This is a genomic window from Stenotrophomonas sp. YJH_SMC_53 (assembly GCF_059369995.1).
In genome coordinates this window covers 194354-219366 of sequence record NZ_JCAFTF010000005.1, presented here as the reverse complement: position 1 = coordinate 219366, position 25013 = coordinate 194354, and the positions used below count along the sequence as shown (strand labels likewise).

Sequence of the window (25013 nt, the reverse complement as noted above, 5' to 3'; positions counted from 1 at the left end):
TCAGCGCACCTTCAACGTGGCCAGGCCGATCAGCACGAGCACGACGGAAATGATCCAGAAGCGCACGATCACGCGCGGCTCCGGCCAGCCCTTCAGTTCGAAATGGTGGTGGATCGGCGCCATGCGGAACACGCGCTTGCCGGTCAGCTTGAACGAGGCGACCTGGATCATCACCGACAGGGTTTCGATGACGAACACGCCGCCCATGATCACCAGCACCAGTTCCTGGCGGGTGATCACCGCGATGGTGCCCAGCACCGCACCCAGCGCCAGCGCGCCGATGTCGCCCATGAAGACCATGGCCGGATAGGTGTTGAACCACAGGAAGCCCAGGCCGGCTCCGGCGATGGCCGCGCAGATGATGACCAGCTCGCCGGCGCCCGGGATCTGCGGGATCTGCAGGTAGTTGGCGAACACCACGTTGCCCGAGGCATAGGCGAACACGCCCAGCGCGCAGGCCACCAGCACGGTCGGCATGATTGCCAGGCCGTCCAGGCCGTCGGTCAGGTTCACCGCGTTGGAGAAGCCGACGATCCAGAAGTAGGCGATGGCCACGAAGCCGATGCCGGCCAGCGGCAGCGCGACCGACTTGAACATCGGGATGTAGAAGGTCAGCGCTGCCGGCACGTCGGCCGTGTAGAACAGGAACAGGCCCGCGGCCAGGCCGAAGATCGACTGCAGCAGGTACTTCCAGCGCGACTTCAGGCCGTTCGGGTCACGGCGGACGATCTTGATCCAGTCGTCATACCAGCCGATGGCGCCGAAGCACAGCATCACCGCCAGCACCAGCCACACGTAGCGGTTGCGCAGGTCGGCCCACATCAGCACCGACAGGGTGATGGTGAGCAGGATCAGCGAACCGCCCATGGTCGGCGTGCCAGCCTTGGAGAAATGGGTCTGCGGACCGTCCTGGCGGATCGGCTGGCCGCCCTTGAACTGGGCGAGCTTGCGGATCATCGCCGGGCCAAGCCACAGCGACAGGAACAGGGCCGTCAGCGCGGCAAGGATGGCGCGGAACGTCTGGTAGTTAAACAGCCCGAACAGGCTCTCCAACTGCTGCAACCATCGAGCCAGTTCATACAACATGCGGGGATTCCTCTCCTTGCGCCAGCAGCGCTTTGACAATCGTGTCCATGGCGCTGCCACGGGAACCCTTGACCAGGCAGCGCACGCCGGCGTGCAGCTCGTCCTTCAGCGCCTGCGACAGCGCGTCGTGGGTGGCGAAATGACGGCCGCCGTCGCCGAAGGCGGTGGCGGCGGCGGCACTGAGCGGGCCCAGCGCGTACAGGCGCTTCAGGCCGGCGGCGCGTGCGCGGATGCCGGCCTGCGCATGCAGCGCCTCGGCGTCCGGGCCCAGCTCGCGCATGTCACCCAGCACCAGCCAGCCCTCTTCCGGGGCAGCGGCCAGGGCATCGATGGCCGCAGCCAGCGAGCCGGGATTGGCGTTGTAGCTGTCGTCCACCAGCACCGCGCCGTTGCGCAGCTGATGGGCAATCTGGCGTCCCGGTACCGGCTGCGCCTCGGCCAGACCGGCCGCAATCAGCGCCAGATCGACACCGGCCGCCAGCGCCAGGCTGGCGGCGGCCAGCGCATTGCTGACGTTGTGGCGACCCGGCAGGCCCAGCACCACGCGGGCTTCGCCGGTCGGGGCGACCAGGGTGAACTGGCTGCCCTGTGCACCGGCGCGGATGTCGCGCGCGGTCACGTCCGCCGAGTGTTCCAGCCCATAGCGCAGCACGCGGCAACGCTGCGGGCGACCGACAAAGTGCTGCTCGAACCAGCGGCCGTAGGCATCGTCGGCGTTGATCACCGCCACGCCATCGGCCGGCAGCGCGGCATAGATCGCGCCCTTGGTCACCGCCACGCCGAGCAGGCTGCCCATGCGTTCCAGGTGTGCCGGGGCAATGTTGTTGACCAGCGCATAGCGCGGGCGGGCGATGTCGGTCAGGTAGGCGATATCGCCAGGCTTGCCAGCGCCCATCTCGTAGACGGCGTAGTCGGCATCTTCCGGCGCGTCGATCACCGCCAGCGGCAGGCCGATCTCGTTGTTGCGGTTACCCGGGTTGGCGTAGACCACCTTGTGCGCGTGCTGGGCCACCTGCTGCAGGATCGACAGCAGCAGGCTCTTCACGCTGGTCTTGCCATTGCTGCCGGTGATCGCGAACACCTCGGTGCCACGGTCACGCTGCATGCCGGTGGCGATCTTCGCCAGTGCCAGCTCGCTGTCGGCCACCAGTACCTGCGGCAGCTCGATCGGCAGCAGCCGCTCGACCAGCAGCGCACTGGCACCGCGCGCCTGCGCGTCGGCAGCGAAGTCATGGCCGTCGAAACGCTCGCCGCGCAGCGCCACATACAGGCTGCCCGGGCCCAGGCTACGGGTGTCATTGCTGACTGCATCGATGGCCACGTCGTCGCCATGGATCTCGCCGCCGGCCCAGTGTGCGATCAGCGAAAGCAGGGTGCGCTTCATGCGGCGCCCTCCCCGGCCTTTGCCTGCAGAACACCGGCCTTGGCCGCCAGTGCAGCCGCAGCCACTTCGGTGTCGTCGAAGTCATGGCGCACGCCATTCACTTCCTGGTACGGCTCATGGCCCTTGCCGGCAATCAGGATGATGTCGCCGGCACCGGCACGCTTCACCGCCAGGCCGATCGCACGCGCGCGGTTGCGCTGCACGGTCACGGCATCGGCGTGCTGGAAGCCGGCCAGGATGTCGGCCACGATCACGTCGCCATCCTCGCCGCGCGGGTTGTCGTCGGTGACGATGACCTGGTTGGCCAGGCGCTCGGCAATCGCCGCCATCTGCGGTCGCTTGCCGGTATCGCGCTCGCCACCGCAGCCGAACACGCAGAACAGCGTGCCCTGCAGATGGCCGTGCAGGCTGTCCAGCGCCTGCTCCAGCGCGTCCGGGGTATGGGCGTAATCGACCACCACGGTCGGCAGACCGTCTTCACCACCCAGGCGGTTCATGCGGCCACGGATCGGCTGCAGCGCCGACAGCACTTCGGCGATGCGCGGCAGCGGCTGGCCCTGCGCATGCAGAGTACCGGCCACGGCCAGCAGGTTGTCCACGTTGAAGCGGCCCAGCAGCGGCGACTGCACCGCAGCACGCTGGCCGTCGATGACCAGCTCGAAGGCAATGCCGCGTCCATCCAGTTGCAGCGCCTCGGCGCGCACGCTGGCGTCAGCGGCAGCGCGCGAGCTCAGGCCGATCGGTTGCACGCCAGCAGGCAGGCCAGCGAACAGCTGGCGACCGAAGGCGTCGTCCAGGTTGACCACCGCCGCCTTCAGGCCCGGGCGATGGAACAGCCGCGCCTTGGCCGCGCCGTAGCTGGCCATGTCACCGTGGTAGTCCAGATGATCGCGGGTGAGGTTGGTGAACACCGCCACGTCGTAGTGCACGGCATCCACGCGGCCCTGGTCCAGCGCGTGCGAGCTGACTTCCATCGCCACCGCGCGCGCACCAGCGTCGCGCAGCTGTGCCAGCAGCGCATGCATCTGCAGCACCAGCGGCGTGGTGAAACCAGTCGGCTCGACCGCACCATAAAGTCCGGCGCCCAACGTGCCGATACTGCCACTGGGCGTTCCGAGCAGGTGCCAGGCCTGGGCCAGCAGCTGCACGGTGGAGGTTTTGCCGTTGGTACCGGTCACGCCGACCATCGCCATCGCCCGCGACGGCGCGCCATGGAACTGGTCGGCCATCGCCCCCATGCGCGCCCGCAGGCCCGGCACGGCGATCGCATCGGCCGGCGCCGGCAGCTCGGCCGGTGCCGGTGGCTCGAACAGGATGACGCTGGCACCGGCCGCACGGGCCTGCTCGACAAAGCCCAGCCCATGCGCGCCGAAGCCGGCGATCGCGACGAAGGCATTGCCGGGGCGCACGGCGCGGCTGTCCAGCACCAGGCCGGTCAGAACGGGATCATGGCCCGCCAGGGCCACGTCCGGAAGCAACTGCGAAAGCAACATCGAAGGACTCATTGCGTGCCTCCCGTAACGGGCGGCGTCTGGGCTTGCGCGCTCGGCAGCGCAGCATCGAATTCAGCGGCGGCATCGACCGGCAGCGCGGTCTCGGCCGGCGGTGCGGGCAGGATCGAGGCCGAATGGCCGACCTTGCCCGACTGCTGTGCGGCCAGCCACGACTGCAGGTCGTCCAGCGGCACGTCCATCAGGCGCAGGGTGCCTTCCATCACGTTGTGATAGACCGGCGCCGACACCAGGCCGCCGTAGAACTTGCCGGCCTGCGGATCGTTGATGACGATGACGGTGGCGAAGCGCGGGTTGGTGGCCGGCACCACGCCGGCGAACAGCGCGTTGTAATGCCCGCGCTCGTAACCGCCCGGGCCAGCCTTGCGTGCAGTGCCGGTCTTGCCGGCCACGCGGTAGCCCAGCACCGCCGCCTGCTTGGCGCCGCCCTGGGTGACCACCGTTTCCATCATCGCCACCACCTGCCTGGCGACGTTCTCGTCGATGATCTGCTGGCCTTCGTTGCGCTGGCCCTTGACGAAGGTCGGCGCGATCAGGCGCCCGCCGTTGGCCAGCGCCGAGTAGGCGGTGGCAATCTGCAGTGGCGTGACCGACAGGCCGTAGCCGTAGGACATGGTGGTCTTGGTGGTCCCCGACCAGCGCGCCGGACGCATCACCACACCAGCCGATTCACCGGGGAAACCGCTGTGCGGCGCCGAGCCATAGCCGAAGCGGCGCACGCCGTCGTAGAAGGTCTGGTCCGGCATCTTCGCCGCAACCTTGGCTGCACCCACGTTCGAACTGCGGGTGATCACGCCGGTCACGTTCAGCACGCCGTTGTTGCGTGGCACGTCGCGGATGGTGAAGCGACCCAGCGTCATGTAGCCCGGGTTGGTGTCGATGATGGTGTCCTTGGTCACCGCACCGGCCTGCAGCGCGGTGGCGATGGTCAGCGGCTTCATCGTCGAACCCGGCTCGACCAGGTCGGTCACCGCACGGTTGCGGCGCGTATCAGGGATCGCGCCGGTCAACGAATTCGGGTTGTAGGTGGGCAGGTTGACCATGGCCAGGATCTCGCCGGTGGTCACGTCCATGATCACCATCGAACCACCGGCCGCCTTGTTGGCCACCAGCGCGTTGCGCAGCTCCTTGAAGGCCAGGTACTGGATGCGGCGGTCGATGCTGAGGGTCAGGTCCTTGCCCGGCTCAGCGGCACGCAGCAGATCGCTTTCGACGGTTTCCCCCTTGCGGTTGCGGATCACCCGCTTCGCACCGGGCTTGCCGCGCAGCCATTCGTCGAAGGCCAGTTCCAGGCCTTCCTGGCCGCGATCATCGATGTTGGTGAAGCCCAGCACGTGCGCCATCGCCTCACCCTGCGGGTAGAAGCGGCGGAACTCGCGCTGAGCCGCCACGCCCGGAATCTTCAGCGCGACCACCTTCTCTGCCTCGTCCGGATTGATCCGGCGACGCAGATACATGAATTCCTTGTCCGACTTCTGCGACAGGCGGCTGCTCAGCTCATCCACCGACATGCCGACCGCCTGGGCCAGCTCGGGGATGCGCTCGGGCGAACGCAGCAGGTCCTGCGGGTTGACCCAGATCGAGGCAACCGGCGTGGACACCGCCAGCGGCTCGCCGTTGCGGTCGGTGATCATGCCGCGCGAAGTCTTGATCGGCAGCTCGCGCAGATAGCGGGCCTCGCCCTGGCGCTGGTAGAAGTCGCTGTTGATGATCTGCACGTAGGCCGCGCGGCCGACCAGCGACACCGAGCACAGGCCGAGCGCCAGCGCGACCCAGCGCAGGCGCTGGCGCAGGTTGAAGGCATTGCGTGGACGGTTGCGACCGGCCTTGCTCATGGGCGCACCACCACGATGTCGGCGGCCTCGGGGAACTTCATGCCGAGCTTTTCGCGGGCGATGCGATCGACACGGTTGGCTTCGGCCAACGTGGCCTGCTCCAGCTGCAGGCGGCCGAATTCCAGGTTGATGTCATCGCGCTTGCGCTCGGCGCGCGACAGCTCGATGAACGTCTGCCGATGACGGTGACGCACGAACACGACGCCGATCGCCGAGGCCACGGTGCAGGCCAACAGGATGATCAGCAGCAGCCGGCTCATGCGTCGGCCTCCCGTTTCTGGGCCACGCGCAGCACCGCGCTGCGGGCGCGCGGGTTGGCGGCCAGCTCTTCGTCGGTGGCCTTGATGGCCCCGCCGATCAGGTCCAGCGTCGGCACGAACGCAACGGCCTCGGGCAGGCGGCGGTTGGCCGGTGGCGCCTTGGCCAGGCGGTTCATGTACTGCTTGACGATGCGGTCTTCCAGCGAGTGGAAGCTGATCACCGCCAGACGGCCACCGGGCTTGAGCCTTTCCACCGCCGCATCGAGCCCCGCTTCCAGGTCTGCCAGCTCGCGGTTGATGTGGATGCGGATGGCCTGGAAGCTGCGCGTGGCCGGGTGGATCTTGTCCTTGCCACGCGGCATCACCGAGGCGATAAGCTCGGCCAGTTCGGCGGTGCGGGAGAACGGCTGCTTCTCGCGGCGGGCCACGATGGCGCGGGCGATGCGCCGGCTCTGCCGCTCTTCGCCATAGGTCCACAGCACGTCGGCGATCTCGCGCTCTTCGACGCGGTTGATCCACTGCGCGGCGCTTTCACCGCTGTCCGGGTCCATGCGCATGTCCAGCGGGCCGTCCTTGCCGAAGCTGAAGCCTCGTTCGGCCACATCCAGCTGCGGCGACGACACGCCCAGGTCGAACAGCACGCCGTCCAGGCCTTCGGCCGTGGCATCCCACTGCAGCAGCTGGGCGAAGCTGCCACGGAAGATGGACACGCGCGGATCCGGCGCGAAATCGCGCTCGGCAACGGCGATGGCTTCCGGATCCTTGTCCATGACCAGCAGGCGCCCCTCGGGACCGAGCTGGGTAAGCACGCCACGTGCATGACCGCCACGACCGAACGTGCCATCCAGATAACGTCCGTTTTCGATCACCCTCAGGCCTTCAAGGACCTGGGTGTACAGGACCGGCAGGTGCACCGCCGGCGACTGCGACACCGGAAGGTGACCGGTCTGCGCTTCTGGGCGCATCCGGGCACCCCGGCTCACAACTTCAGGTCGAGCAACCCATCACCCAGATCCTCGTCAGACAACGTCTGCTGGATCAGGGCCCGATGCGCCTGCTCGCTCCACAATTCGAACTTGTCGCCCATGCCGAGCAATACCGCCTTCTTCTCAATGCCCACCGCACCGCGGTGGCTGGCGGGGATGCTGATGCGACCGTTGCCGTCCAGTTCCAGATGGGCGGCCGAGCCGACCAGCTTCTGCTGCAACAGGCGCACGACGCGCTGGGTGTTGGGCTTGGACATCACATCGTCGCGGACCCGTTCCCATTCCGACTCTGCGTACAGCCACAGGCAGCCGGCTTCGAACGGGTTGTAGGTCAGCACGAGACGGTTGTTGCTGGCGCGCGCGACGAGGTCGCGGTAAGCGGTGGGAACCGCCATGCGCCCCTTGTCGTCAACTGTGATGGCCGTCTCGCCCTGGAACACGACGCCTGCACCTTGTCCTTCGCCCGGTGAAACATTGAACCACGAAAACCCACAAAACACCCGGATTTCCCTCTGATGCCCACCTTAGCAGCGGGCAGAGGGTTGTCAACAACTTTTCAGCAGGGAAATCGCCAGCCGCATCAATGGCTTGCAACAACCTTTAGAGAATTGTTCAAGGCTTATCCACAAGTTGCTGATCCGTCTCAATTTTTGAGATTGAACGGAAGTTCAGGGGCGTGGACGGGGCGTGAAACATCGACCGCGCATTCATCCCGGCCTGGCCGGAAACGGCGCCGTAATGCGCAAACGGTGCACAATGAGGCCATGTGCCTGCTCGCTCTTGGCTGGATGCACCACCCGCGCTGGCGGCTGGTAATGACCGGCAACCGTGATGAGTTCCACGCCCGCCCCACCGCGGCGCTGGCCCCCTGGCAGGATGAGACCTCCGTCATCGGGGGACGCGACCTGCGCTCCGGCGGTGGCTGGGCCGGGGTCGGCGCCTCGGGCCGGATGGCGGTGGTCACCAACGTCCGCGACCCGCTGGCGGCCCAGACCGGACCGTCGCGGGGCGCGCTGGTGGCCGACTTCCTGCGCGGCCGCGACCCGGCCGCCGTGCATATCGAGCGGCTGGCAACCGTGGCGGGTGCCTACGCTCCATTCAATCTGTTGCTGGCCGATGGCGACAGCCTGGAGTACCTGGGCAACCATCCCGCCGAACGGCAGACGCTTGGCCCGGGCGTCCACGGCATGTCCAACGGCGCGCTGGACGCGCCCTGGCCGAAGACCCGACGGCTGATGGCCGCGCTGTCGGCATGGCTGGAAGCAGACGGGATCAGATCCCTTTCGCAACGCGAAAGGGATCTGACCCCGGACCTGACCCCGCTCTGGAATGCCTTGGCCGATGAACACCGCCCCGCCGACAGCGACCTGCCCGACACCGGCATCGGCCTGGAACGCGAGCGCTGGTTGAGCCCGGCCTTCATCCGCGGCGACGACTACGGCACCCGCGCCAGCACCGTGCTGCTGATCGACGCCGACGGCCACGGCGAGATCCACGAACGCCGCTTCGGCCCGCAGGGTGACCGAGCGGACAAAGCCACGTCATTTTCTGACCCGATCAAGACGGCCCTTGGCCGGATGCTCGTGGCGGGGGTAGTGCCGGCTGCTGGCCGGCAGCCTTTGGATGCTCGGATTCGCCATGAAGCTGCCGGCCAGCGGCCGGCACTACCCGCAGCTTGATGTCGCGATCCACGTGACGGCGGTCGCCATCGCAGCGGGCTTGAAACGTCATTCAGCTTTCAGCCGCGACCGCAATGTGCCCGTGCCACAGGGGTCCCGGCATTCCAGCCCGCCCACTGTGTCCTTTTCGCATTCGGCACTGTGTCTATAAATGTCGGCCCTGACCTCCCAGGGTGGTCGCGCCCGGCACCACGCCGCGCGATCGACCGCAACCACAAGGAGGCCCCATGCGCCGCATCCTCATCCTGCTCGCCACCCATCTGCTCACCCTCGGCCTGGGCTTCGGCCTGGGCGTCTATCTGCTGCCGATCCTGATCGCCCCCGATGACCCGCCGGTCGCCCAGGTACAGGCCGCAATGAAAGACGCCACCTACCGCACCACCTTCCGCCGCGACCTCAAAGGCAGCGATGCGGTGCACTGGGCCGAAGGCAAGGTCAGCGTCAGTGCCACCCAGGTCGCCTTCGACGGGAAGATGGGACCGGGCCCGGATTACAAGGTGTACCTGGTCCGTGACTTCGTCGATAACAAGGCCGACTTCCTGAAGATCAAGGCGCAGGCCCAGCGCATCGGCGAGGTAAAGACCTTCAACCGCTTCCTGGTCGAGGTGCCCGCGAACGTGGACGTGGACGACTACACCACGGTGGTGGTGTGGTGCGAGCGCTTCTCGCAGTTCATTTCCGCCGGGCAGTACCGCACGCCGGGCTGAACAACATCCCGAGCGTCTGGACGGAAAGCAGCCGAGCATGGCTCGGCTGTACTGTAGAGCCGAGCCGTGCTCGGCTTACCGGAAAAAGAGGCGGAGCCGGCCGATAAGCCGGGTTCTGTCGTGGACAGTCATTCCTCTAGGCGTTACGTCACCGCAACGCTCAAGCAACCTACCCGGATCCAACGCGGGCCGCGCCAAAGGATCCCTATTTGGTCTTGCTCCAGGTGGGGTTTGCCGTGCCGGTCTGTTGCCAGACTCGCGGTGCGCTCTTACCGCACCATTTCACCCTTACCGGCCTTCCGAAGAAGACGTAGGCGGTATCTTTCTGTTGCACTTTCCGTCGGCTTGCGCCGCCCAGGCGTTACCTGGCACCTTGCCCTATGGAGCCCGGACTTTCCTCGGCACCCCCGAAGGGATGACGCGACTGTCTGGCCGGCTCCGCCAGCGCGTATTCTAGCGTACGCACGCCCTTCCTGCCGTGCCGATCGCGGCGGCCGGTTCATCCACGCGTGGCGTGGCTCTAGCGGCCCTTCGCCCTCGCCATCACCACCGCCCGCGACTCCAGCACCACACCTACGATCAATTCCCGCACCTGCGGTTGCGAACCGTCCCATTCAATGCGGCGGACGCGCACGTCCACGCGATCGCCCGGCGCGTAGGCTTTCAACGCTTGGCCGACACCGAAGACGGTCTTCACTCGGGTACCCGCCACGGCCAGCACCTCATCCCCCTTGCGCAGGCCGGCGCGATGGGCCGGACCCTCGTCAGGCTCGGATTCGATCACGGTCGCGCCCCCCATCTGAACGCCGAGGACCGGGCGCAGCGCGTCGCTACGCGAATCCCCTTCCCCGGCCTGCTCGCGCGCCAATTCGGTGGCGCCCAGCAGTGCATCGTCCAACCCCGCATCGAAATAGGGCGCGTTGTCCACGAATGCGGCGCATTGCCACGACGCGCGCTCGGGCACCGGCTCGCGCCTCGCACGCAGGGCCTGCCGCAGGTCGCGCCATTGCGCCGCGCTGACGTACCGCTGCTGGCTGTTCACCAACTGCTGGTAGGCCGCCTCGATCTGTGCGTGGTTGTCGGCCCCCACCTGCAGACATGCCTCGTAGCTCTCCAACGCGTCACGTGCCGCGCGGTAGGTCAGGTAATTGCCGTAATCGCGAACCGACTGCAGCCGATTGAACTCGACCAACCCCGGATCGAACAGCAGGTAGCCGACATAGTCCGGGCCCAGATCGGCTTCGGTAATGGCTGCGGGTGGCGGCGCTTCAGCTGCAGGAGCTGGCACATCGGCCAGTGCGAACAGCAGGAACAGTCCCTTTTCAAACATCTGTCTTTCCTCCCTGAAGGAAATTTGAGAGCTTCGCCCCTTAGCCCCCCCCGGAATTCGGCCGCTGCCGTGTTCCAGCGTCCCAGTCTGTGAACGAGCCATGCAGGTCTGCACGCCTTTCAGGACTTTTCGCCCAGCTCCCGGCGAGGATCGTCGACCAACCGCTTTCTACTGCTACGGTCATACTCGGTCGGCGAGAACGGCATCGACGCACGCGCATAGATGGTGCCTTCCTCGCAGGTGCAGGTGGGCTCCGGCACCGCGCGCACTGCAATCAGGCGACTTAGCCATTCTTCTGACACATTGCAGAATGCGGCGAACACATCCTTTGGCAGGAAATGAGCCTGAAGGTAGGCTGTCAATGCCATCTCGAACAATTGCTCCCAAGTGGGGAATGAAGAGGCGTGTGCCGGAGCGTCTTCGCCCAGGACAGGCATTTGAAGACATCCCGAGCACCGGTCCTCACGCGTCAGAGGCCTCGGAAATGGGGTCACACTACGGACACCCTTCCGCATCGGGAGTATCCGCACGGGCTCGACTGATCTCAATGCCGCTCTGCAGGACGTCCCGCAATACCCAAGGCTGCAGGCTTCGTACGATCATCAGTGGGTCGGTCATTGCTGCTCATCACGACATCGCCTGTCCCCGGATTCGTCCCTCAGCCGCGCACGTGAGCACGTTCACGCGGCAGAGGTTGGCGTCCCTCCGGCGGATCCGAACCGTTTCGCATTTCGCGCCGCGCGCTGCCCCGACATGGCCCGGAGCGAGCGATCAACTGCCGTACAGCGCCTTGCGCGGCGCACCGGTCAGTTCCGCGGCCAGCTTGGCGGCGGTCGACGGCGGCAGGTGCTCGCTCAGCTTCGCGTAGACGCGGCGACCATGCGCCAGCTGCGCTTCCTCGTCGTCACCGGCACCCTGCACCATCACCACGAACTCGCCCTTGCGCTGGTTGTCGTCGGCCTCGACTTGGGCCAGCAGCCCCGCCAGGTCGCCATCAAGCACGGTCTCGAACAGCTTGGTCAGCTCGCGGGCCAGCACCGCCGGGCGCTCGCCGCCGAAGATCGCCGCCATGTCGGCCAGCGACTCGGCGATACGGTGCGAGGATTCGTAGAACACCATCGTGCGCACTTCGCCGGCCAGCGCCTGCAGGCGGTCGCGGCGGCCGCTGGCCTTGGCCGGCAGGAAACCCTCGAAGCTGAAACGGTCGCTGGGCAGGCCGGCCACGCTCAGCGCGGCGATGGCGGCGCAGGCACCGGGCACCGGGCTGACCTTGATGCCCGCCGCGCGCGCGGCACGCACCAGGCGGAAACCGGGGTCACTGACCAGCGGGGTACCGGCATCGCTGACCAGCGCCAGCGACTCGCCGGCCTGCAATCGCGAAACCAGGCGCTGCGCCAGGGCCTCTTCATTGTGTTCGTGCAGGGCCACCAGCGGTTGCTGGATGCCGAAATGGGACAGCAGCTGGCCGCTGCGGCGGGTGTCCTCGGCACAGATGGCCGCCACCGAACGCAGCACCTCCTGCGCGCGCGGGCTCAGATCGGCCAGGTTGCCGATCGGCGTGGCGACGACGTACAGGGTTGGCACACTCATTTCAGCGGTACTCACGGGGCAAGGGTAGAATCGTAGCGTGTACCCGGCCAAGGCCGCTGCCCCCATCGCATGGACCCGATCATGAACAAGCCCGCCGCACGGATCTCCGCCCTGTCGTTGTCGCTGATGCTGCTGGCCGGTTGTGCCACCACCAGCCTGACCAGCACGCCCGATTCGCCGGCCCAGAGCCAGGCGCTGGCGCTGATCGAACAAGGCAAGCCGCGCGATGCCGCGCTGCAGCTGGAAGGCCTGGCCTCCACCCTGCGCGGCGGCGCCCGCAGCAACGCACTGGCCGATGCGGCCTGGGCCTGGCACCTCGCCGGCGACAGTGCCCGCGCGCGCAGCCTGCTCGGCCAGCTCACCGCACGCCAGCTGTCCGGCGCCAGCCTGCAGCGCTACCAGCTGACCAGTGCCGAGCTGGCCCTGGCCGATAAGCAGCCGGCGCAGGCGCTGGCCCTGCTGAAGGACCACGGCGACAACGTGCTGCCGGCCCTGCGCACACGCTGGTACCTGGCCCGTGCCAGTGCCCTGCAGGGCACCGGCGATGCCTTCGGTGCCGCCACCGAACGGGCCCGCGCCCATTCCAGCCTGACCGGCAGCGCGCGCAGCGAGAACCAGGCCGCCATTGCCGGCCTGCTCGGCACCCTCGACGACGCCACCCTGCGCAGCCGTGCCGCCGCCCTGCCGGCCAACGACCCGCTCTACAACTTCGCCGGCCGTGCACTGATCGCGCGCGGCCTGCCGCTGCCGCGCCCGTTCGACCGCGATGGCGCGGCCCAGTTCGACACCAGCAAGCGCCCGCCGGCGATGAGCGACGGTTACCGCCCGCCGGCCAAGCTGGCCGTGCTGCTGCCGCTCAGCGGCCGCCTGGCCACCGCCGCACAGCCGGTGCGCGATGGCCTGTTGAGCGCCTACTACGGTGAAAGCCGGCGCCGCCCGGACATCAACTTCTTCGACACCGCCGGCACCCCGGCCGGTGCCCTGGCCGCCTATGACAAGGCCGTCGCCTCCGGTGCCGACTTCGTGGTCGGCCCGCTGGGCCGCGACGAAGTGGACGCGGTGTACGGCCGCCAGCAGCTGCAGGTGCCGGTGCTGGCCCTGAACCGCGGCAAGGACGCACCGCCGGCCGGCAGTGCCGGCTTCTCGCTGGCGCCGGAAGACGATGGCATCGTCGCCGCCGAGTACCTGCGTGGCCGCGAGCGCGTCAAGGCGCTGGTGATCAACAGCGCTGACGACACCGGCCGCCGTGCCGCCGCCGCCTTTGCCCAGCGCTTCGCGCAGCGCGGTGGCCAGGTGGTGGCCACGATCGGCGTCACCGATGCCGTCGGCGATGTCGGCGCGCAGGTGCGCAACGCCGGCCAGGTCGATGCCGTGTTCCTCGCCGTGCGTGCGCCGCAGGCGCGCCTGCTGGCGCCGCAGCTGGCGCTGGCCGGTGCAGGCGGCGCGACCCGCGTCGGCACCTCGCAGCTGACCGTTGGCAGCGGCAAGGTGGAAGAAGACGTGGCGCTGGACGGCATTGTCTACCCGAACGAAGCCTGGAACGTGCGCAGCGTGTCCGGCCTGCCGTCGGCCAGCCAGGTGGCCAGCACCCTGCCGAGCGCACGCGGTGCGGCCGGCCGCCTGTTCGCCTTCGGTGCCGACGCCTGGAAGATCACCGCCTACCTGGACAAGCTGTCCAACGAAGGCGGCCTGGACGGTGCCACCGGCACCCTGTTCCTGGACAGCAACGGCAACATCCTGCGCCAGCCGGCCTGGTCGACCTTCAATGGCGGCCGGCCGATGCCGATCGTCGGTGGTCGCTGAACGCAGCCAACGGGGCTCGGCGGTGGAAGCCGCCGCCGAGCAGCACCTGCAACAGGCCGGACTGCAGCCGCGTGCGCGCAATGTGCGCTATCGCGGCGGTGAACTGGACCTGGTGATGGACGATGCCGGCACCGTGGTGTTCGTGGAAGTGCGCTACCGCGCGCGATCCGATTTCGGTGGCGGCGCCGCGTCAGTGGATGCGCGCAAGTGCCGGCGCCTGGCCCATGCCGCGCAACTGTACCTGCAGGACAACCCGGTGCTGGCCAATGCACCCTGCCGCTTCGATGTGGTGGAAGCCAGTGGCGAACCGCCGCAGCTGCACTGGCTGCGTGATGCATTCCGGCTGGATGATTGCTGATGGGTACCGTCCGCTCTGGTAGAGGCCGACCTTGGTCGGCGCTTGTGTGCCAACCAGGGTTGGCAGCTGCCAGAGCCGGCACGACCACGGTGCGTGACTGATGCCTTCGATCATCACCCATGCCGCTGTGCCGCTGGCGCTGTGGTGCGCCGCGGATCGTGGCCGCATCCCGCCGCGCCTGCTGGCCGCCGGCGTGATCGCCGCCATGCTGCCCGATGCCGATGTACTGGCCTTTGCGCTGCATATTCCCTACGCCGATGCGTTCGGCCATCGTGGCGCCAGTCATTCACTGCTGTTTGCCGGCGTGCTGGCCGCATTGGCTGCGGTGTTGGCGTTCTTTGGTAGTCGCCGACCTTGGTCGGCGGGTGTGTGCCAACCAAGGTTGGCATCTACCGTGCAAGCGGCGGTATTCGTCTTCGTCTGCGCCGCCAGCCATCCGCTGCTGGATGCGATGACCTCCGGTGGCCTGGGCGTTGCGCTGGCCTGGCCGTGGAGCGAACAGCGCTTCTTCGCGCCGTGGCGCCCCATCCGCGTGTCACCGTTCGCGCCACAGTTCTTCAGCGCACGCGGCGTGGCTACCCTGCTCTCCGAACTGCGCTGGGTGTGGCTGCCACTGGCCGGCGCCGTTGTCGCCTGGAAACTGATCCAACCCGCTCCTGCTGCCCCACGAGATCCGTCATGAGTCCTGCCCTGCCCACCGCATTGGTTACTGAACTTTCCACCCTGCTGGGCGCGGAGGGCTGGCGCATGGATGACGGCGCGCTGGAGGCCAACGCACAGGACAACTCATGGCGCCATCAGCGCCCGGCTGCAGTGGCGTTTCCGGCGGACATCGAGCAGGTGCAGGCGCTGGTGCGTGCATGCCGCGCGCATGGCGTGGTTCTGGTCGCACGTGGCGCCGGCACTGGCACCACCGGCGCGGCCGTGCCGCTGCCCGGCAGCATCGTGCTGTCGTTCACCCGCATGGACCGCATCGTCGAGATCCGCGCCGGCGATCGCTGCGCGGTGGTGCAACCGGGCGTGCTCAATGGCGCCCTGCAGCAAGCACTGGCCCCGCACGGCCTGTTCTGGGCACCGGACCCGTCCAGTGCGGAGATCTGCAGCGTCGGTGGCAACCTGGCCTGCAATGCGGGCGGCCCGCGCGCGGTGAAGTACGGCACCAGCCGCGACAACGTGCTGGGCCTGGTGGCCGTCACCGGCACCGGCGAGTTGATCCGCTGCGGTGGTGCCTACACCAAGGATGCCACCGGCTACGACCTCACCCACCTGCTGGTGGGCAGCGAAGGCACGCTGGCACTGATCGTGGAAGCCACGCTGAAACTGACCCCGCTGCCGGTCAGCCAGGCCGGTCTGCGCGTGCTGTACCGCGATGCCGATGCTGCTGCGGCCGCCGTATCGCGGTTGATGTCGCAGCCGGTGGTACCCACCCGCCTGGAATTCATGGACGCGCGCAGCCTGGAGCTGCTGCGGCTCAATGGTGCTGACGTGCCGGAGGCCGGTGCGATGCTGCTGGTCGAGGCCGATGGTGACCACGACACCCTGCCCTATCTGTTGCAGGCATTGGCCAGCGCCGCCGAAGGCGACGGCATGATCGAGCTGGACGTGGCGATGGAAGGCCGCGCGCGCGACCAGCTGTGGGCGGCGCGCAAGGCGCTGTCGCCTGCGCTGCGCAGCGTCGCGCCGGGCAAGATCAATGAAGACGTGGTGGTTCCGGTGTCGCGCATTCCGGAACTGGTGGCCGGCGTGCAGGCCCTGGCACGGGACTACGCGCTCACCATCGTCACCTTCGGCCACGCCGGCAACGGCAACCTGCACGTCAACATCCTCTATCACCCGGAGGATGCAGATGAAAACATGCGCGCGCATGCCGCGCTGCCGAAGATCTTCGAGCTGACGCTGGCACTGGGTGGCACGTTGTCGGGCGAACACGGCATCGGCCTGGCCAAGCGCGATTTCATGGCGCAGGCGTTCACACCGGCTACGCTGGCGACGATGCGCGCGATCAAAGCCGCGCTTGACCCGGACGGTATCCTCAACCCGGGCAAGGTACTGCCGCCGGCATAGACCGCGCACACTCCTTCGCACTCCTGTAGAGCCGAGCCCATGCTCGGCTGCTCTTCGACCAGATCGCGATGAAGCCCGCGCTGCGCGCGCAAGCCGAGCGTGGGCTCGGCTCTACAACCATGTGACGTTCCCCTTCGCACTTCTGTAGAGCCGAGCCCATGCTCGGCTGCGCTTCGACCAGATCGCGATCAAGCCCGCGCTGCGCGCGCAAGCCGAGCGTGGGCTCGGCTCTACACCGGCGTGTCGCCTGCAATATCGATCAGGGTCTGCCGGAAACTGGGCAACAGCACGCGGTTGCCATGCCCGCTCAGGTGGTCGTTGTCGAAGAACAGCGGTTCCCCGTCTTCCACCGCCGAACAGGTCGTTGGCCCGCACAGCAGCGGCAGCGGATCCCACACCGTGAGCGATGGATAGCGCGCTGCCAGCTCGGCCAGCAACGCCATCTGCGGCGCACGCAGCCTCTCCAGATCATCGCGCGGCATGCTCAGGCCACCGGCACACGCCGGGTTGCGGCGGTTGAACCAGTCGGAACAGCGGTACGCACCGGCCTTGAACAACGGCAGCGGTGCATCCAAAACCACTTGCACGCCCAGCTTCTGCAGACGTCCAAGAACATGATCAGCCTCATCACGCGCGGCCTGCGCATCGGTCGGGGTGCGCTCGGCGAGCAGTTGACGATAGATTTCCTGCGCATCCTGTCGCCGCCAGTCGAATCCACGCAGCTCCGGCATGCGCAAGGCCGCCAGCAGCACGATGTCACCGGGGCGTGCATCGCGCTCGATGGTCGACAGCGTGTGCTCAATGAAGTCCTGGCAATCGGCTGGACTGGCCCGCAGCAGATTGACGAAGCTGCAGCCGCCGCGATCCTGCTGGCGCAGCTCCATGCCGGTCTGGCGCACGACCATGCTGGTCATGGTGCGATACGCCGCCGCGTGCGAATCGCCGGCCACGAACAGGCGCCGCCCTTCAAGCGCCGGCGCACTCAGCGGCTCCAGTGGGCGCCACGCGGGGTAGCGACGCGCCTGCCATGCATAGCCGTCGCGGGTCACGCTCAGCGAGACCTGCTCATGGTACTCCACCGTGGCCCAGGCACCCGCGCCACACAGCGCCACCAGCGGTACCGCCATCGCCAGCACCTTGGCCGGTGCCAGGCGCAGCAGCGGCAACGCACTGCGCAGCGGACGCTCGATGAAGTGATACGACACAGCCGATAGCGCCAGCAGCAGTACCGGATACAGCCACAGCGCGGCGCCGTGCAGGCCGTAGGTCCAGCGCAGCAGCACCAGCAGCGGCCAATGCCACAGGTACAGCGAATAGGACAGGCGCCCCAGGTAGGCGAGCGGTGCGCAGCCCAGCACGCGGGCGAGGCGTGATGTCCCCGGCATCGACACGCTTGCCAACAGCAGCAGGGTACCGGCCACGGTGGCCAGCACGCCGGGAACCGGCATCGCCAGCTGCGGTGCGATCACCACGCCTGCACCCAGCAGTGCCAGACCGACCACTGCAACCGCATCACCGTTCTGGCCCGGCGTGCGCGTGCGCATCCACTGGTACAGCAGCGCGCCCGCAGCCAACTCCCAGAATCGCGCCGGCAGCAGGTAGAACGCTGCCGCCGGTGCCGTCTGCGCCTGCCAGCCTGCCCACGCCAGCGACAGCAGGGTGAGCACCGGCAACAACCAGCGCAACCACGGCCAGCGCTCACGCCCGCGCAGCCACACGAAGAACAGCAGCGGGAAGACCAGGTAGAACTGTTCCTCCACGCCCAGCGTCCACGTGTGCAGGAAAGGGTTCAGTTCCGCGCCGGGTGAGAAGTAGTCGTCCTGCTGACCAGCCAGCACGATGTTGCTGAAGCCGACCAGCGCGGCCCAGCCGGTCTGGTCGAACTGCTCATTGCGCCACGCGCGGGGAATGAACAGCGCAGACAGTATGAAAGTGGTCACCAGCATCACCAGCAACGCCGGCAACAGGCGCAGCACGCGGCGCCGGTAGAAATCGAGCAGCATCGCGCCCAGCGACGCATGGGCGCGCGAAGCCAACGACTGGCTGATCACGAAGCCGGACACCACGAAGAACAGATCCACACCGGTGAAGCCACCCGGTAACCAGGCTGCGTTGGCGTGAAACAGGATGACGGCCAGCACCGCCAATGCACGCAGGCCGTCAATGGCAGCGTTGCGGGAACGTTCGGGAGGGGACATGCAGGCATCGGGTGGAAAACGATCCGACAGCATCACGACCGCTGCCGCAGTCATTCAATGGATGATCGCGACAGGCCGGGACATGGTTCAGCTCCGGTCCCAGTTCGCCCCTGTGGGAATGTCGTAATCACCACACTGACGTCGCGCCGCACGTCTGCAACGTTTTCGAATTTTCAAATCTTTCTCATTGGCATACGTGGCACTGCATGCAGATCATCTAGCGCCACCAACAACGGGTGGCACGGGCTTGCAATCCCGTTTGGTGAATGTCGTTTACGCTTGCCTGCCGGCGTCGCCCTTTCCTTGTTGGGTGGCGTCGGCAGGCATTCTGTCCGCGCACCTATGGCGGGCGGTGCGTGGGGGCCTCGTGCCCGCCGGCGTTTGACGACATTAACCACCGGTATTGCAACCACGCACCGTCCGCCACCCTCGCTGTTAAGCAGGGTGGCCCCTTGCCGCTTGCACAAGGACGCCGCCATGACCGCTTCCCCCTACCCGCACCTTTCCGCCACCCTGGGCGAGGCCGCCACGCGCCTGCCCGATGACCTGGCCCGCACGCTGGAAGATACCTTCGTTGCGCTGCAGACCGGCAACAGTGCCGGGGCCATTACCCTGCAGGCCTGCCTGCAGCACATCCGCCAAGGCGATGCCGCCGATGGTCAACCATGGCCCGGCACCAACCGCACAGCCGGGCAGCGCCTTGCCATGGCGCGTATCGACCGCGCCAATGCGGGGCTGAGTTTCCTGCTGGAACTGCTGCACGCCACCGAACGCGTACGCGTGGATGGGGATATTGACCAGCAGATGGGCGATGGCGCGCGCGAAGGGCTGCTGCTGGCCTGCCGTGGGCTGGCCGAGTATGTGGATGTGCAGTTGCGGGCGGTGTAATGGCATCTGTAGAGCCGAGCCCATGCTCGGCTCATCACGCTCCAATCGGATTGCAGCCGAGCGTGGGCTCGGCTCTACAAATGCCACGTCAACCCAAACAGTGCGCACCTGGGGTCAGATCCCTTTGCGGCGCAAAGGGATCTGACCCCACCCCGAAGGTTGACCCAGCAGGGCAGTACCGCTGCTGCTACGCGAAGTGCTGGTAACCGCCGCCGGCGGCTTCGCCGTCCACGTGTACGCCCTGCCCTTCGGCAATTCGGCCGATGCGGGTGAGCGGCACGTCCAGCGATTCGGCCAGGTAGTGCAGCGCGTCGCGCTGGTCGGCGGCGGCAGTGAAGCACAGCTCGTAATCGTCGCCACCGCGCAGTGCGCAGTCGCGTGCGGCCTCACGACCGAGCAGCTCACGCAGCGCGTGCGAGATCGGCAGCGAATCGGCATCGACATGTGCGGCCACGTTGCTGCGCGTGGTGATATGACCGAGGTCGGCCAGCAGGCCGTCGGACACGTCCACCGCCGCGTGCGCGAAGGCCCGCAGGCGCAGGCCAAGCGTCACGCGTGGCGTTGGCCGCAGCAGGCGCAGGCGCAGGCTTTCGTAGTCGGCCAGCAGCGTGGCGGTGGCGATGCTCAGTGCACCCTGCTGCCACAGGCGCAGCGCGCCGGCGGCATCGCCCAGCGGGCCGCTCACCCAGATGTCATCACCCACCTGCGCGCGGTCGCGGCGCAGCGCCTGGCCACGCCCGACCTGGCCCATCGCGGTCACCGACAGCGACAGCGGGCCGCGCGTGGTGTCACCACCGATCAGCGCGATGTCGTGCTGGTCGGCCAGGGCAAAGAAGCCATCGGCGAAGGCCTCGATCCAGTCTTCAGACGCTTCCGGCAGCGACAACGCCAGCGTGCACCACGCCGGGCGCGCGCCCATCGCGGCCAGGTCCGACAGGTTGACCGCCAGGGTCTTCCAGCCGATGTCGAAGGCCGGGGTTTCCACCGGGAAGTGCACGCCGCTGTTGAGCGTGTCGGCGGTGACCACCAGTTGTTCGTTGGCGCGCGGCTGCAGCAGCGCGGCGTCGTCACCGATGCCAAGCAGGATGTCGTCGCGCTCGAGGGTGCGGGCGCGGATGCGGTCGATGAGGGCGAATTCGGCCAGGGACATGGGGCGTTCCCGCTGTTGTTCGTGCCGCGCATCGCGCGGTGGGCGGTAGTGCCGGCCGCTGGCCGGCAACCTCAGGATCCCTGCAGCTGCCGGCCAGCGGCCGGCACTACCACAGGCGGGTCAATGACCCGATTCGACCTTGCGCCATTCCACGGCGGCACGATCCAGCACGCCGTTGACGTAGGTATGGCCATGTTCGGAACCGAAGCGCTTGGCCGATTCGATGGCCTCGTTGATCACCACGCGGTACGGCACGTCCAGGCGGTAGCGAAGCTCGTAGGCGGCCAGGCGCAGCACCGCGCGTTCGATCGCATCCACTTCCTCGATGCCACGGTCCAGGTACGGGCCGAGCGCTTCGTCGATGTCGCGACGGTTGTCGAGCACGCCGTGCACCAGCGCCTCGAAGTACGCCAGGTCGGCGATTTCGCGGGCCTGCTCGTGGGCGAACTGGGCGATCAGCGACTGCGCGTTGCCGCCGGAGATCTGCCAGGCGTAGATGGCCTGCACGGCACGACGGCGGGCGCGCGAGCGCAGCACCGGGTCGACGCCATCGCGGCGGACGGGTTTACCGGAGGGCTTGCCCTGGGTGTTCTTGTTCATGGCAGTTGCTCCAGCAGATTGACCATTTCCAGTGCGGCGAGTGCGACTTCCTCGCCCTTGTTGCCGTGGCTGCCGCCTGCGCGGGCCTCGGCGTCTTCAACGCGTTCCACCGCCAGCACGCCGTTCAGCACCGGCACGCCGAAATCCAGCTGCACGCGCATCAGGCCTTCGGCACAGCGGTCGGCCACGTGTTCGTAGTGGCGGGTGTCGCCACGGATGACGCAGCCCAGGGTGAGGATGGCGGCGTGTTCATGGGCGGCGGCCAGGCGTGCAGCCACCAGCGGCAGTTCCCAGGCACCCGGCACGCGGATCACGTCGATGTTGGCTTCGGTGATGCCGTTGCCGGCCAGGCTCAGGCGCGCGCCTGCGACCAGCGCGTCGGTGATGCGGGCGTTCCAGCGGCTGGCCAGGATGGCGAAGCGCGCCGACTCGGGAGTGCGAAGATCGCCTTCGTAGTGGCTCATATGCGGCTTGGGGGACTCGATAAGGGGGTAATTCTAGCGTGGATGGGCCCCGGCCGTGGCTGGCGGGGGCCTGCAGGGTGTGCCGACCAACGGTCGGCACCCACCGGTGGCATGGGGTCGGCACCCACCGGTAGTGCCGGCCGCTGGCCGGCTCTACCCATTACAGGGTGACCGTCTCCACCACTTCCAGGCCGTACCCGGCCAGGCCGATCTGACGGCGCGGGGTGCCGAGCACCCGCAGCTTGCCCAGGCCCAGGTCGGACAGGATCTGTGCGCCGGCACCGTTGCGGCGCCACTGGCCCACGTCCTTGTCCTTGCCCGGCACCACCGGCGCCGGCTGCTGGCGCAGGCGGGCCAGCAGGGCTTCGCCATCGCGCGGGGCCGACAGCACCACCATCACGCCGCTGCCCTCGGCATCGATCGCCCGCAGTGCGTCGGTGGCGGCCACGCCGAAGTCGTCACGGCGCCAGTGCAGCAGGTCGGCCAGCGGGTTTTCCACCTGCACGCGCACCAGGGTCGGTGTTTCCGCATCCGGCGTGCCGCGCGCCAGGGCGAAATGCAGGTCGTGGGCGATGCGGTCGCGGTAGGTCACCAGCTTGAACGGGCCGAATTCGGTGTCGATGTCGCGCTCGTCCACACGTTCAACAGTCTTTTCGGTGGCCAGGCGGTAGGCGATCAGGTCGGCGATGGAGCCCATCTTCAGGCCGTGCTCGCGGGCGAACACTTCCAGCTCCGGGCGGCGCGCCATGCTGCCATCCGGGTTCAGGATCTCCACCAGCACGCCGGCCGGTTCCAGCCCGGCCAGCATGGCCAGGTCGACGCCGGCTTCGGTATGGCCGGCGCGGGTCAGCACGCCGCCCGGCTGGGCGATCAGCGGGAAGATGTGGCCCGGCTGGTGCAGGTCCGACGGTTTGGCGTTGGGCTTGACCGCGGTGCGGATGGTGTGGGCGCGGTCGTGGGCCGAGATGCCGGTGGTAACGCCCTCGGCGGCCTCGATGCTGACCGTGAAGTTGGTCTGGAACTGCGCGGTATTGGCCTGCACCATCGGCGCCAGGCCGAGGTCGGCGGCGCGGGTGCGGGTCAGCGGCAGGCATACCAGGCCGCGGCCATGGGTGACCATGAAGTTGATGTCCGACGGCTTGACCAGCTCGGCGGCCATGATCAGGTCGCCTTCGTTCTCTCGGTCTTCGTCATCGACGATGACCACCATGCGGCCCAGGCGGATGTCTTCCAGGATTTCCGGAATCGGGGCGAAATTCATGCGGCATCTCCGTGTGGGTGCTGACCGTTGGTCGGCACACTGATCAACCGCTCCACATAACGGGCGACCAGATCGATTTCCAGATTGACCGCACTGCCCACGCCGGTGGCGGAGAAGGCGGTGTTGGCCACGGTGTGCGGAATGAGGGCGACTTCAAAGCCTTCATCGTCCACTTCGTTGACGGTGAGGCTGACGCCGTCCACGCAGATCGAACCCTTCTTGGCAATGTAGCGGCGCAGCGAGGCCGGCGCGGCGAAGCGCCAGCGCTGGGCACGTGCATCTTCATGGATGGACAGCACCTGGCCGAGGCCGTCGACGTGGCCGCTGACCAGATGGCCGCCGAGGCGGTCGGTCGGGCGCATGGCCCGTTCCAGGTTGATGACCGCACCCTCGCCCAGCTGGCCCAGCGTGGTCAGGCCCAGAGTCTCGGTGGAGGCATCGGCCTGGAAGCTGCGGGCGTCGAACGCGATGACGGTGAGGCAGACGCCGTTGATGGCAATGCTCTCGCCCATCTGCACGTTGTCGAACGGCAGATTCCCGACATTGAAGGTGAAGCGGACATCGCCGCCGATGGATTCGCGTGCGGCCAGACGGCCGACGCCTTCGATGATTCCAGTAAACAAGTAACGTTCTCCGCGAAAAGTGAGCGAAAAACGCCGCAAGGCAAACAGGTGCACGCAGGGCAAGAGCCCTGTGGCACCGTCTTCTTTCATCCGGACTATGACCGTCGGCTCCGGCATTGGACCGGATCTGCTGACCCCCGGCCGTGGGCCGGGGCGCTCGCGGGCTCGTGCTTGCGCACCTACCGCCGGTGGGGAATTGCACCCCGCCCTGAAGACGTTTGTGTACCGGCGAACCGGCCTCGTCAGTGTACCAGCCCGGCCTGAACGGGGTGGGATGCTCAAGGTCGGGTCCCTTTCCGCAGGAAAGGGCTCTGACCCCATGGACCGCAGCAGCACAGGGGTCAGGGCCGTTTCCCGATGGGAAACGGATCCGACCCCCAACCCCGGTCCGCCCCAGCCTGTGACGGCCGTCTCTCGCATTTTGTAAAACTTTCATTAAAATCCGCAGCGGACGACATGAGGTCGCCACGGGCAGCCGCGAGGGCAGGCCCGCCAATGGACTGAAACTCACAGGAATTCCCATGCGCAAGATCCTGATCGTGGCCGCCCTGCTGGCCGCCGCCCCGTTCTCGGCTTCGGCCGAGGCCCTGAGCTACACCTACGTTGAAGGCGGCTGGACCCAGGTCCAGGTTGACGACAACCTGCTGGACGACCCGAAGGTCGACGGTGGCTACCTGCGCGGTTCGGTCGCGCTGGCCGAGCAGGTCTACGTGTTCGGTGGCTGGTCGCGCACCAGCAAGACCCGCCACTACGGCGAAGATTCGCTGAAGCTGGAACTGAACCAGCCGGAGCTGGGTATCGGCTACCACATGCCGTGGACCGACCGCCTGGACTTCACCGCCGATGCCGCCTGGGTGCGCCAGAACGCCGAATCGACCCTGCGTTATGACGGTGTGCGTTACCACGGCAAGGACCACACCAACCTGGGCCGCGTCACCATGGGCATCCGCGGCAAGCCGTCGCGCATGACCGAAGCCTGGGCCAAGGCCGGCTACATGGATGGCGGCAACAACTACAAGGGCACCTGGGTCGGCACTGTTGGCGGCCAGATCAACTTCACCAAGACCTGGGGTCTGGTGGGCGAGATCTCCGGCTACCGCGACGTCACCCAGTACTCGGCCGGCGTCCGCGCCAGCTTCTGATCCAACGGTCGCTCCTCGTCGTGCGATCGAACGGGCCCCGCAAGGGGCCCGTTTTTTTTGCCCCGCGCGTCGGCACGTGATCACAGGGCGCCGT

The 25013-nt window shown here is 67.6% G+C and carries 23 protein-coding genes, 1 other RNA gene, 1 pseudogene and 1 riboswitch; of the genes and pseudogenes, 8 read left to right on the top strand and 17 right to left on the bottom strand.

Going from position 1 to position 25013, the window contains the following annotated elements:
• From mraY to mraZ, 7 genes are read right to left on the bottom strand one after another with little or no spacing between them, the layout of a single operon-like run.
• Nucleotides 1-1086: a phospho-N-acetylmuramoyl-pentapeptide-transferase gene (mraY, locus tag AC5P7X_RS10105; protein ID WP_005415291.1), complete on the bottom strand. Its 1086-nt coding sequence runs from the start codon at nt 1084-1086 to the stop codon at nt 1-3.
• Nucleotides 1076-2470: a UDP-N-acetylmuramoyl-tripeptide--D-alanyl-D-alanine ligase gene (locus AC5P7X_RS10100; protein WP_005415290.1), complete on the bottom strand. Its 1395-nt coding sequence runs from the start codon at nt 2468-2470 to the stop codon at nt 1076-1078. Before AC5P7X_RS10100 ends, mraY begins: the two co-directional genes overlap by 11 nt.
• Nucleotides 2467-3975: a UDP-N-acetylmuramoyl-L-alanyl-D-glutamate--2,6-diaminopimelate ligase gene (locus AC5P7X_RS10095; protein ID WP_065178759.1), complete on the bottom strand. Its 1509-nt coding sequence runs from the start codon at nt 3973-3975 to the stop codon at nt 2467-2469. Before AC5P7X_RS10095 ends, AC5P7X_RS10100 begins: the two co-directional genes overlap by 4 nt.
• Complete coding sequence (locus AC5P7X_RS10090; protein ID WP_005415287.1) at nt 3972-5816, bottom strand: peptidoglycan D,D-transpeptidase FtsI family protein; 1845 nt, start codon at nt 5814-5816, stop codon at nt 3972-3974. The genes AC5P7X_RS10095 and AC5P7X_RS10090 overlap by 4 nt, the downstream gene beginning before the upstream one ends.
• Complete coding sequence (ftsL, locus tag AC5P7X_RS10085) at nt 5813-6076, bottom strand: cell division protein FtsL (RefSeq protein WP_005415286.1); 264 nt, start codon at nt 6074-6076, stop codon at nt 5813-5815. The genes AC5P7X_RS10090 and ftsL overlap by 4 nt, the downstream gene beginning before the upstream one ends.
• Nucleotides 6073-7041 (bottom strand): 16S rRNA (cytosine(1402)-N(4))-methyltransferase RsmH, encoded by a 969-nt coding sequence (rsmH, locus tag AC5P7X_RS10080; RefSeq protein ID WP_012479154.1) that lies wholly within the window; start codon nt 7039-7041, stop codon nt 6073-6075. Before rsmH ends, ftsL begins: the two co-directional genes overlap by 4 nt.
• 14 nt (nt 7042-7055) lie before the next feature.
• The gene (mraZ, locus tag AC5P7X_RS10075) at nt 7056-7502 is read right to left on the bottom strand and encodes a division/cell wall cluster transcriptional repressor MraZ (RefSeq protein WP_004143635.1); all 447 of its coding nucleotides are present in this window, start codon (nt 7500-7502) and stop codon (nt 7056-7058) included.
• Between the two features lie 324 nt (nt 7503-7826).
• Between mraZ and AC5P7X_RS10070 the strand changes: the two are divergent.
• Together AC5P7X_RS10070 and AC5P7X_RS10065 are read left to right on the top strand one after the other, a co-directional pair.
• A pseudogene (locus AC5P7X_RS10070) lies at nt 7827-8614 on the top strand (NRDE family protein).
• Between the two features lie 354 nt (nt 8615-8968).
• Nucleotides 8969-9448, top strand: a complete 480-nt coding sequence (locus tag AC5P7X_RS10065; RefSeq protein ID WP_005415283.1) for a DM13 domain-containing protein — start codon at nt 8969-8971, stop codon at nt 9446-9448.
• Between the two features lie 88 nt (nt 9449-9536).
• On the opposite strand, the gene rnpB is transcribed toward AC5P7X_RS10065, so the two are convergent.
• From rnpB to rsmI, 4 genes are all read right to left on the bottom strand, one after another.
• Nucleotides 9537-9888: RNase P RNA component class A (gene rnpB / locus AC5P7X_RS10060), an RNA gene on the bottom strand.
• A gap of 80 nt (nt 9889-9968) precedes the next feature.
• The gene (locus AC5P7X_RS10055; protein WP_005415282.1) at nt 9969-10778 is read right to left on the bottom strand and encodes a PDZ domain-containing protein; all 810 of its coding nucleotides are present in this window, start codon (nt 10776-10778) and stop codon (nt 9969-9971) included.
• Between the two features lie 119 nt (nt 10779-10897).
• Nucleotides 10898-11215, bottom strand: coding sequence for a hypothetical protein (locus AC5P7X_RS10050; RefSeq protein ID WP_070489890.1), 318 nt, complete (start codon nt 11213-11215; stop codon nt 10898-10900).
• A gap of 334 nt (nt 11216-11549) precedes the next feature.
• Complete coding sequence (gene rsmI / locus AC5P7X_RS10045) at nt 11550-12368, bottom strand: 16S rRNA (cytidine(1402)-2'-O)-methyltransferase (protein ID WP_065178763.1); 819 nt, start codon at nt 12366-12368, stop codon at nt 11550-11552.
• A gap of 81 nt (nt 12369-12449) precedes the next feature.
• Between rsmI and AC5P7X_RS10040 the strand changes: the two genes are divergently transcribed.
• The 4 genes from AC5P7X_RS10040 (at nt 12450) to AC5P7X_RS10025 (ending at nt 16593) form a co-directional block, all read left to right on the top strand.
• On the top strand, nt 12450-14171 hold the full coding sequence (locus tag AC5P7X_RS10040; RefSeq protein ID WP_053498120.1) for a penicillin-binding protein activator: 1722 nt from the start codon (nt 12450-12452) through the stop codon (nt 14169-14171).
• A complete protein-coding gene (locus AC5P7X_RS10035; RefSeq protein ID WP_171958409.1) occupies nt 14161-14529 on the top strand; it encodes a YraN family protein in 369 nt (122 codons plus the stop codon). Before AC5P7X_RS10040 ends, AC5P7X_RS10035 begins: the two co-directional genes overlap by 11 nt.
• Before the next feature lie 100 nt (nt 14530-14629).
• Nucleotides 14630-15211: a metal-dependent hydrolase gene (locus AC5P7X_RS10030; RefSeq protein WP_495214774.1), complete on the top strand. Its 582-nt coding sequence runs from the start codon at nt 14630-14632 to the stop codon at nt 15209-15211.
• The gene (locus AC5P7X_RS10025) at nt 15208-16593 is read left to right on the top strand and encodes an FAD-binding oxidoreductase (protein WP_346607339.1); all 1386 of its coding nucleotides are present in this window, start codon (nt 15208-15210) and stop codon (nt 16591-16593) included. Before AC5P7X_RS10030 ends, AC5P7X_RS10025 begins: the two co-directional genes overlap by 4 nt.
• Before the next feature lie 230 nt (nt 16594-16823).
• Here AC5P7X_RS10025 and AC5P7X_RS10020 read toward each other — a convergent pair whose 3' ends face one another.
• Nucleotides 16824-18845, bottom strand: coding sequence for an acyltransferase family protein (locus tag AC5P7X_RS10020; protein WP_329843148.1), 2022 nt, complete (start codon nt 18843-18845; stop codon nt 16824-16826).
• Between the two features lie 423 nt (nt 18846-19268).
• Here AC5P7X_RS10020 and AC5P7X_RS10015 point away from each other — a divergent pair, with 423 nt between their 5' ends.
• Nucleotides 19269-19679: a hypothetical protein gene (locus tag AC5P7X_RS10015; RefSeq protein ID WP_053498111.1), complete on the top strand. Its 411-nt coding sequence runs from the start codon at nt 19269-19271 to the stop codon at nt 19677-19679.
• A 187-nt stretch (nt 19680-19866) separates the two neighbouring features.
• On the opposite strand, the gene thiL is transcribed toward AC5P7X_RS10015, so the two are convergent.
• The 5 genes from thiL to AC5P7X_RS09990 all read right to left on the bottom strand — a co-directional run bounded on the left by thiL (nt 19867) and on the right by AC5P7X_RS09990 (nt 23777).
• Nucleotides 19867-20829 (bottom strand): thiamine-phosphate kinase, encoded by a 963-nt coding sequence (gene thiL / locus AC5P7X_RS10010; protein ID WP_495214773.1) that lies wholly within the window; start codon nt 20827-20829, stop codon nt 19867-19869.
• A gap of 120 nt (nt 20830-20949) precedes the next feature.
• Nucleotides 20950-21429, bottom strand: a complete 480-nt coding sequence (nusB, locus tag AC5P7X_RS10005) for a transcription antitermination factor NusB (protein WP_005415268.1) — start codon at nt 21427-21429, stop codon at nt 20950-20952.
• On the bottom strand, nt 21426-21893 hold the full coding sequence (gene ribH / locus AC5P7X_RS10000; protein WP_005415267.1) for a 6,7-dimethyl-8-ribityllumazine synthase: 468 nt from the start codon (nt 21891-21893) through the stop codon (nt 21426-21428). Before ribH ends, nusB begins: the two co-directional genes overlap by 4 nt.
• 160 nt (nt 21894-22053) lie before the next feature.
• Complete coding sequence (ribB, locus tag AC5P7X_RS09995; protein WP_495214772.1) at nt 22054-23154, bottom strand: 3,4-dihydroxy-2-butanone-4-phosphate synthase; 1101 nt, start codon at nt 23152-23154, stop codon at nt 22054-22056.
• Nucleotides 23151-23777, bottom strand: coding sequence for a riboflavin synthase (locus AC5P7X_RS09990; RefSeq protein WP_005415265.1), 627 nt, complete (start codon nt 23775-23777; stop codon nt 23151-23153). Before AC5P7X_RS09990 ends, ribB begins: the two co-directional genes overlap by 4 nt.
• Nucleotides 23778-23851: 74 nt before the next feature.
• Nucleotides 23852-23997: riboswitch (FMN riboswitch) on the bottom strand.
• Nucleotides 23998-24298: 301 nt separating this feature from the next.
• Here AC5P7X_RS09990 and AC5P7X_RS09985 point away from each other — a divergent pair.
• The gene (locus AC5P7X_RS09985; protein WP_005415264.1) at nt 24299-24919 is read left to right on the top strand and encodes a hypothetical protein; all 621 of its coding nucleotides are present in this window, start codon (nt 24299-24301) and stop codon (nt 24917-24919) included.
• The last annotated feature ends 94 nt before the right edge of the window (nt 24920-25013 follow it).

What these genes read in the sequence shown, in the direction of transcription:
- rsmI (WP_065178763.1), bottom strand. Translation starts at nt 12,368, where the DNA reads ATGAGTGTGCCAACCCTGTACGTCGTCGCCACGCCGATCGGCAACCTG.
- thiL (WP_495214773.1), bottom strand. Translation starts at nt 20,829, where the DNA reads ATGTCCCTGGCCGAATTCGCCCTCATCGACCGCATCCGCGCCCGCACC.
- ribB (WP_495214772.1), bottom strand. Translation starts at nt 23,154, where the DNA reads ATGAATTTCGCCCCGATTCCGGAAATCCTGGAAGACATCCGCCTGGGC.
- AC5P7X_RS10025 (WP_346607339.1), top strand. Translation starts at nt 15,208, where the DNA reads ATGAGTCCTGCCCTGCCCACCGCATTGGTTACTGAACTTTCCACCCTG.
- AC5P7X_RS10030 (WP_495214774.1), top strand. Translation starts at nt 14,630, where the DNA reads ATGCCTTCGATCATCACCCATGCCGCTGTGCCGCTGGCGCTGTGGTGC.
- AC5P7X_RS09985 (WP_005415264.1), top strand. Translation starts at nt 24,299, where the DNA reads ATGCGCAAGATCCTGATCGTGGCCGCCCTGCTGGCCGCCGCCCCGTTC.
- ribH (WP_005415267.1), bottom strand. Translation starts at nt 21,893, where the DNA reads ATGAGCCACTACGAAGGCGATCTTCGCACTCCCGAGTCGGCGCGCTTC.
- rsmH (WP_012479154.1), bottom strand. Translation starts at nt 7,041, where the DNA reads ATGCGCCCAGAAGCGCAGACCGGTCACCTTCCGGTGTCGCAGTCGCCG.
- AC5P7X_RS10050 (WP_070489890.1), bottom strand. Translation starts at nt 11,215, where the DNA reads ATGCCTGTCCTGGGCGAAGACGCTCCGGCACACGCCTCTTCATTCCCC.
- AC5P7X_RS10020 (WP_329843148.1), bottom strand. Translation starts at nt 18,845, where the DNA reads ATGACTGCGGCAGCGGTCGTGATGCTGTCGGATCGTTTTCCACCCGAT.
- AC5P7X_RS10015 (WP_053498111.1), top strand. Translation starts at nt 19,269, where the DNA reads ATGACCGCTTCCCCCTACCCGCACCTTTCCGCCACCCTGGGCGAGGCC.
- AC5P7X_RS10095 (WP_065178759.1), bottom strand. Translation starts at nt 3,975, where the DNA reads ATGAGTCCTTCGATGTTGCTTTCGCAGTTGCTTCCGGACGTGGCCCTG.
- ftsL (WP_005415286.1), bottom strand. Translation starts at nt 6,076, where the DNA reads ATGAGCCGGCTGCTGCTGATCATCCTGTTGGCCTGCACCGTGGCCTCG.
- mraY (WP_005415291.1), bottom strand. Translation starts at nt 1,086, where the DNA reads ATGTTGTATGAACTGGCTCGATGGTTGCAGCAGTTGGAGAGCCTGTTC.
- AC5P7X_RS10100 (WP_005415290.1), bottom strand. Translation starts at nt 2,470, where the DNA reads ATGAAGCGCACCCTGCTTTCGCTGATCGCACACTGGGCCGGCGGCGAG.
- nusB (WP_005415268.1), bottom strand. Translation starts at nt 21,429, where the DNA reads ATGAACAAGAACACCCAGGGCAAGCCCTCCGGTAAACCCGTCCGCCGC.
- AC5P7X_RS10040 (WP_053498120.1), top strand. Translation starts at nt 12,450, where the DNA reads ATGAACAAGCCCGCCGCACGGATCTCCGCCCTGTCGTTGTCGCTGATG.
- AC5P7X_RS10090 (WP_005415287.1), bottom strand. Translation starts at nt 5,816, where the DNA reads ATGAGCAAGGCCGGTCGCAACCGTCCACGCAATGCCTTCAACCTGCGC.
- AC5P7X_RS10065 (WP_005415283.1), top strand. Translation starts at nt 8,969, where the DNA reads ATGCGCCGCATCCTCATCCTGCTCGCCACCCATCTGCTCACCCTCGGC.
- AC5P7X_RS10055 (WP_005415282.1), bottom strand. Translation starts at nt 10,778, where the DNA reads ATGTTTGAAAAGGGACTGTTCCTGCTGTTCGCACTGGCCGATGTGCCA.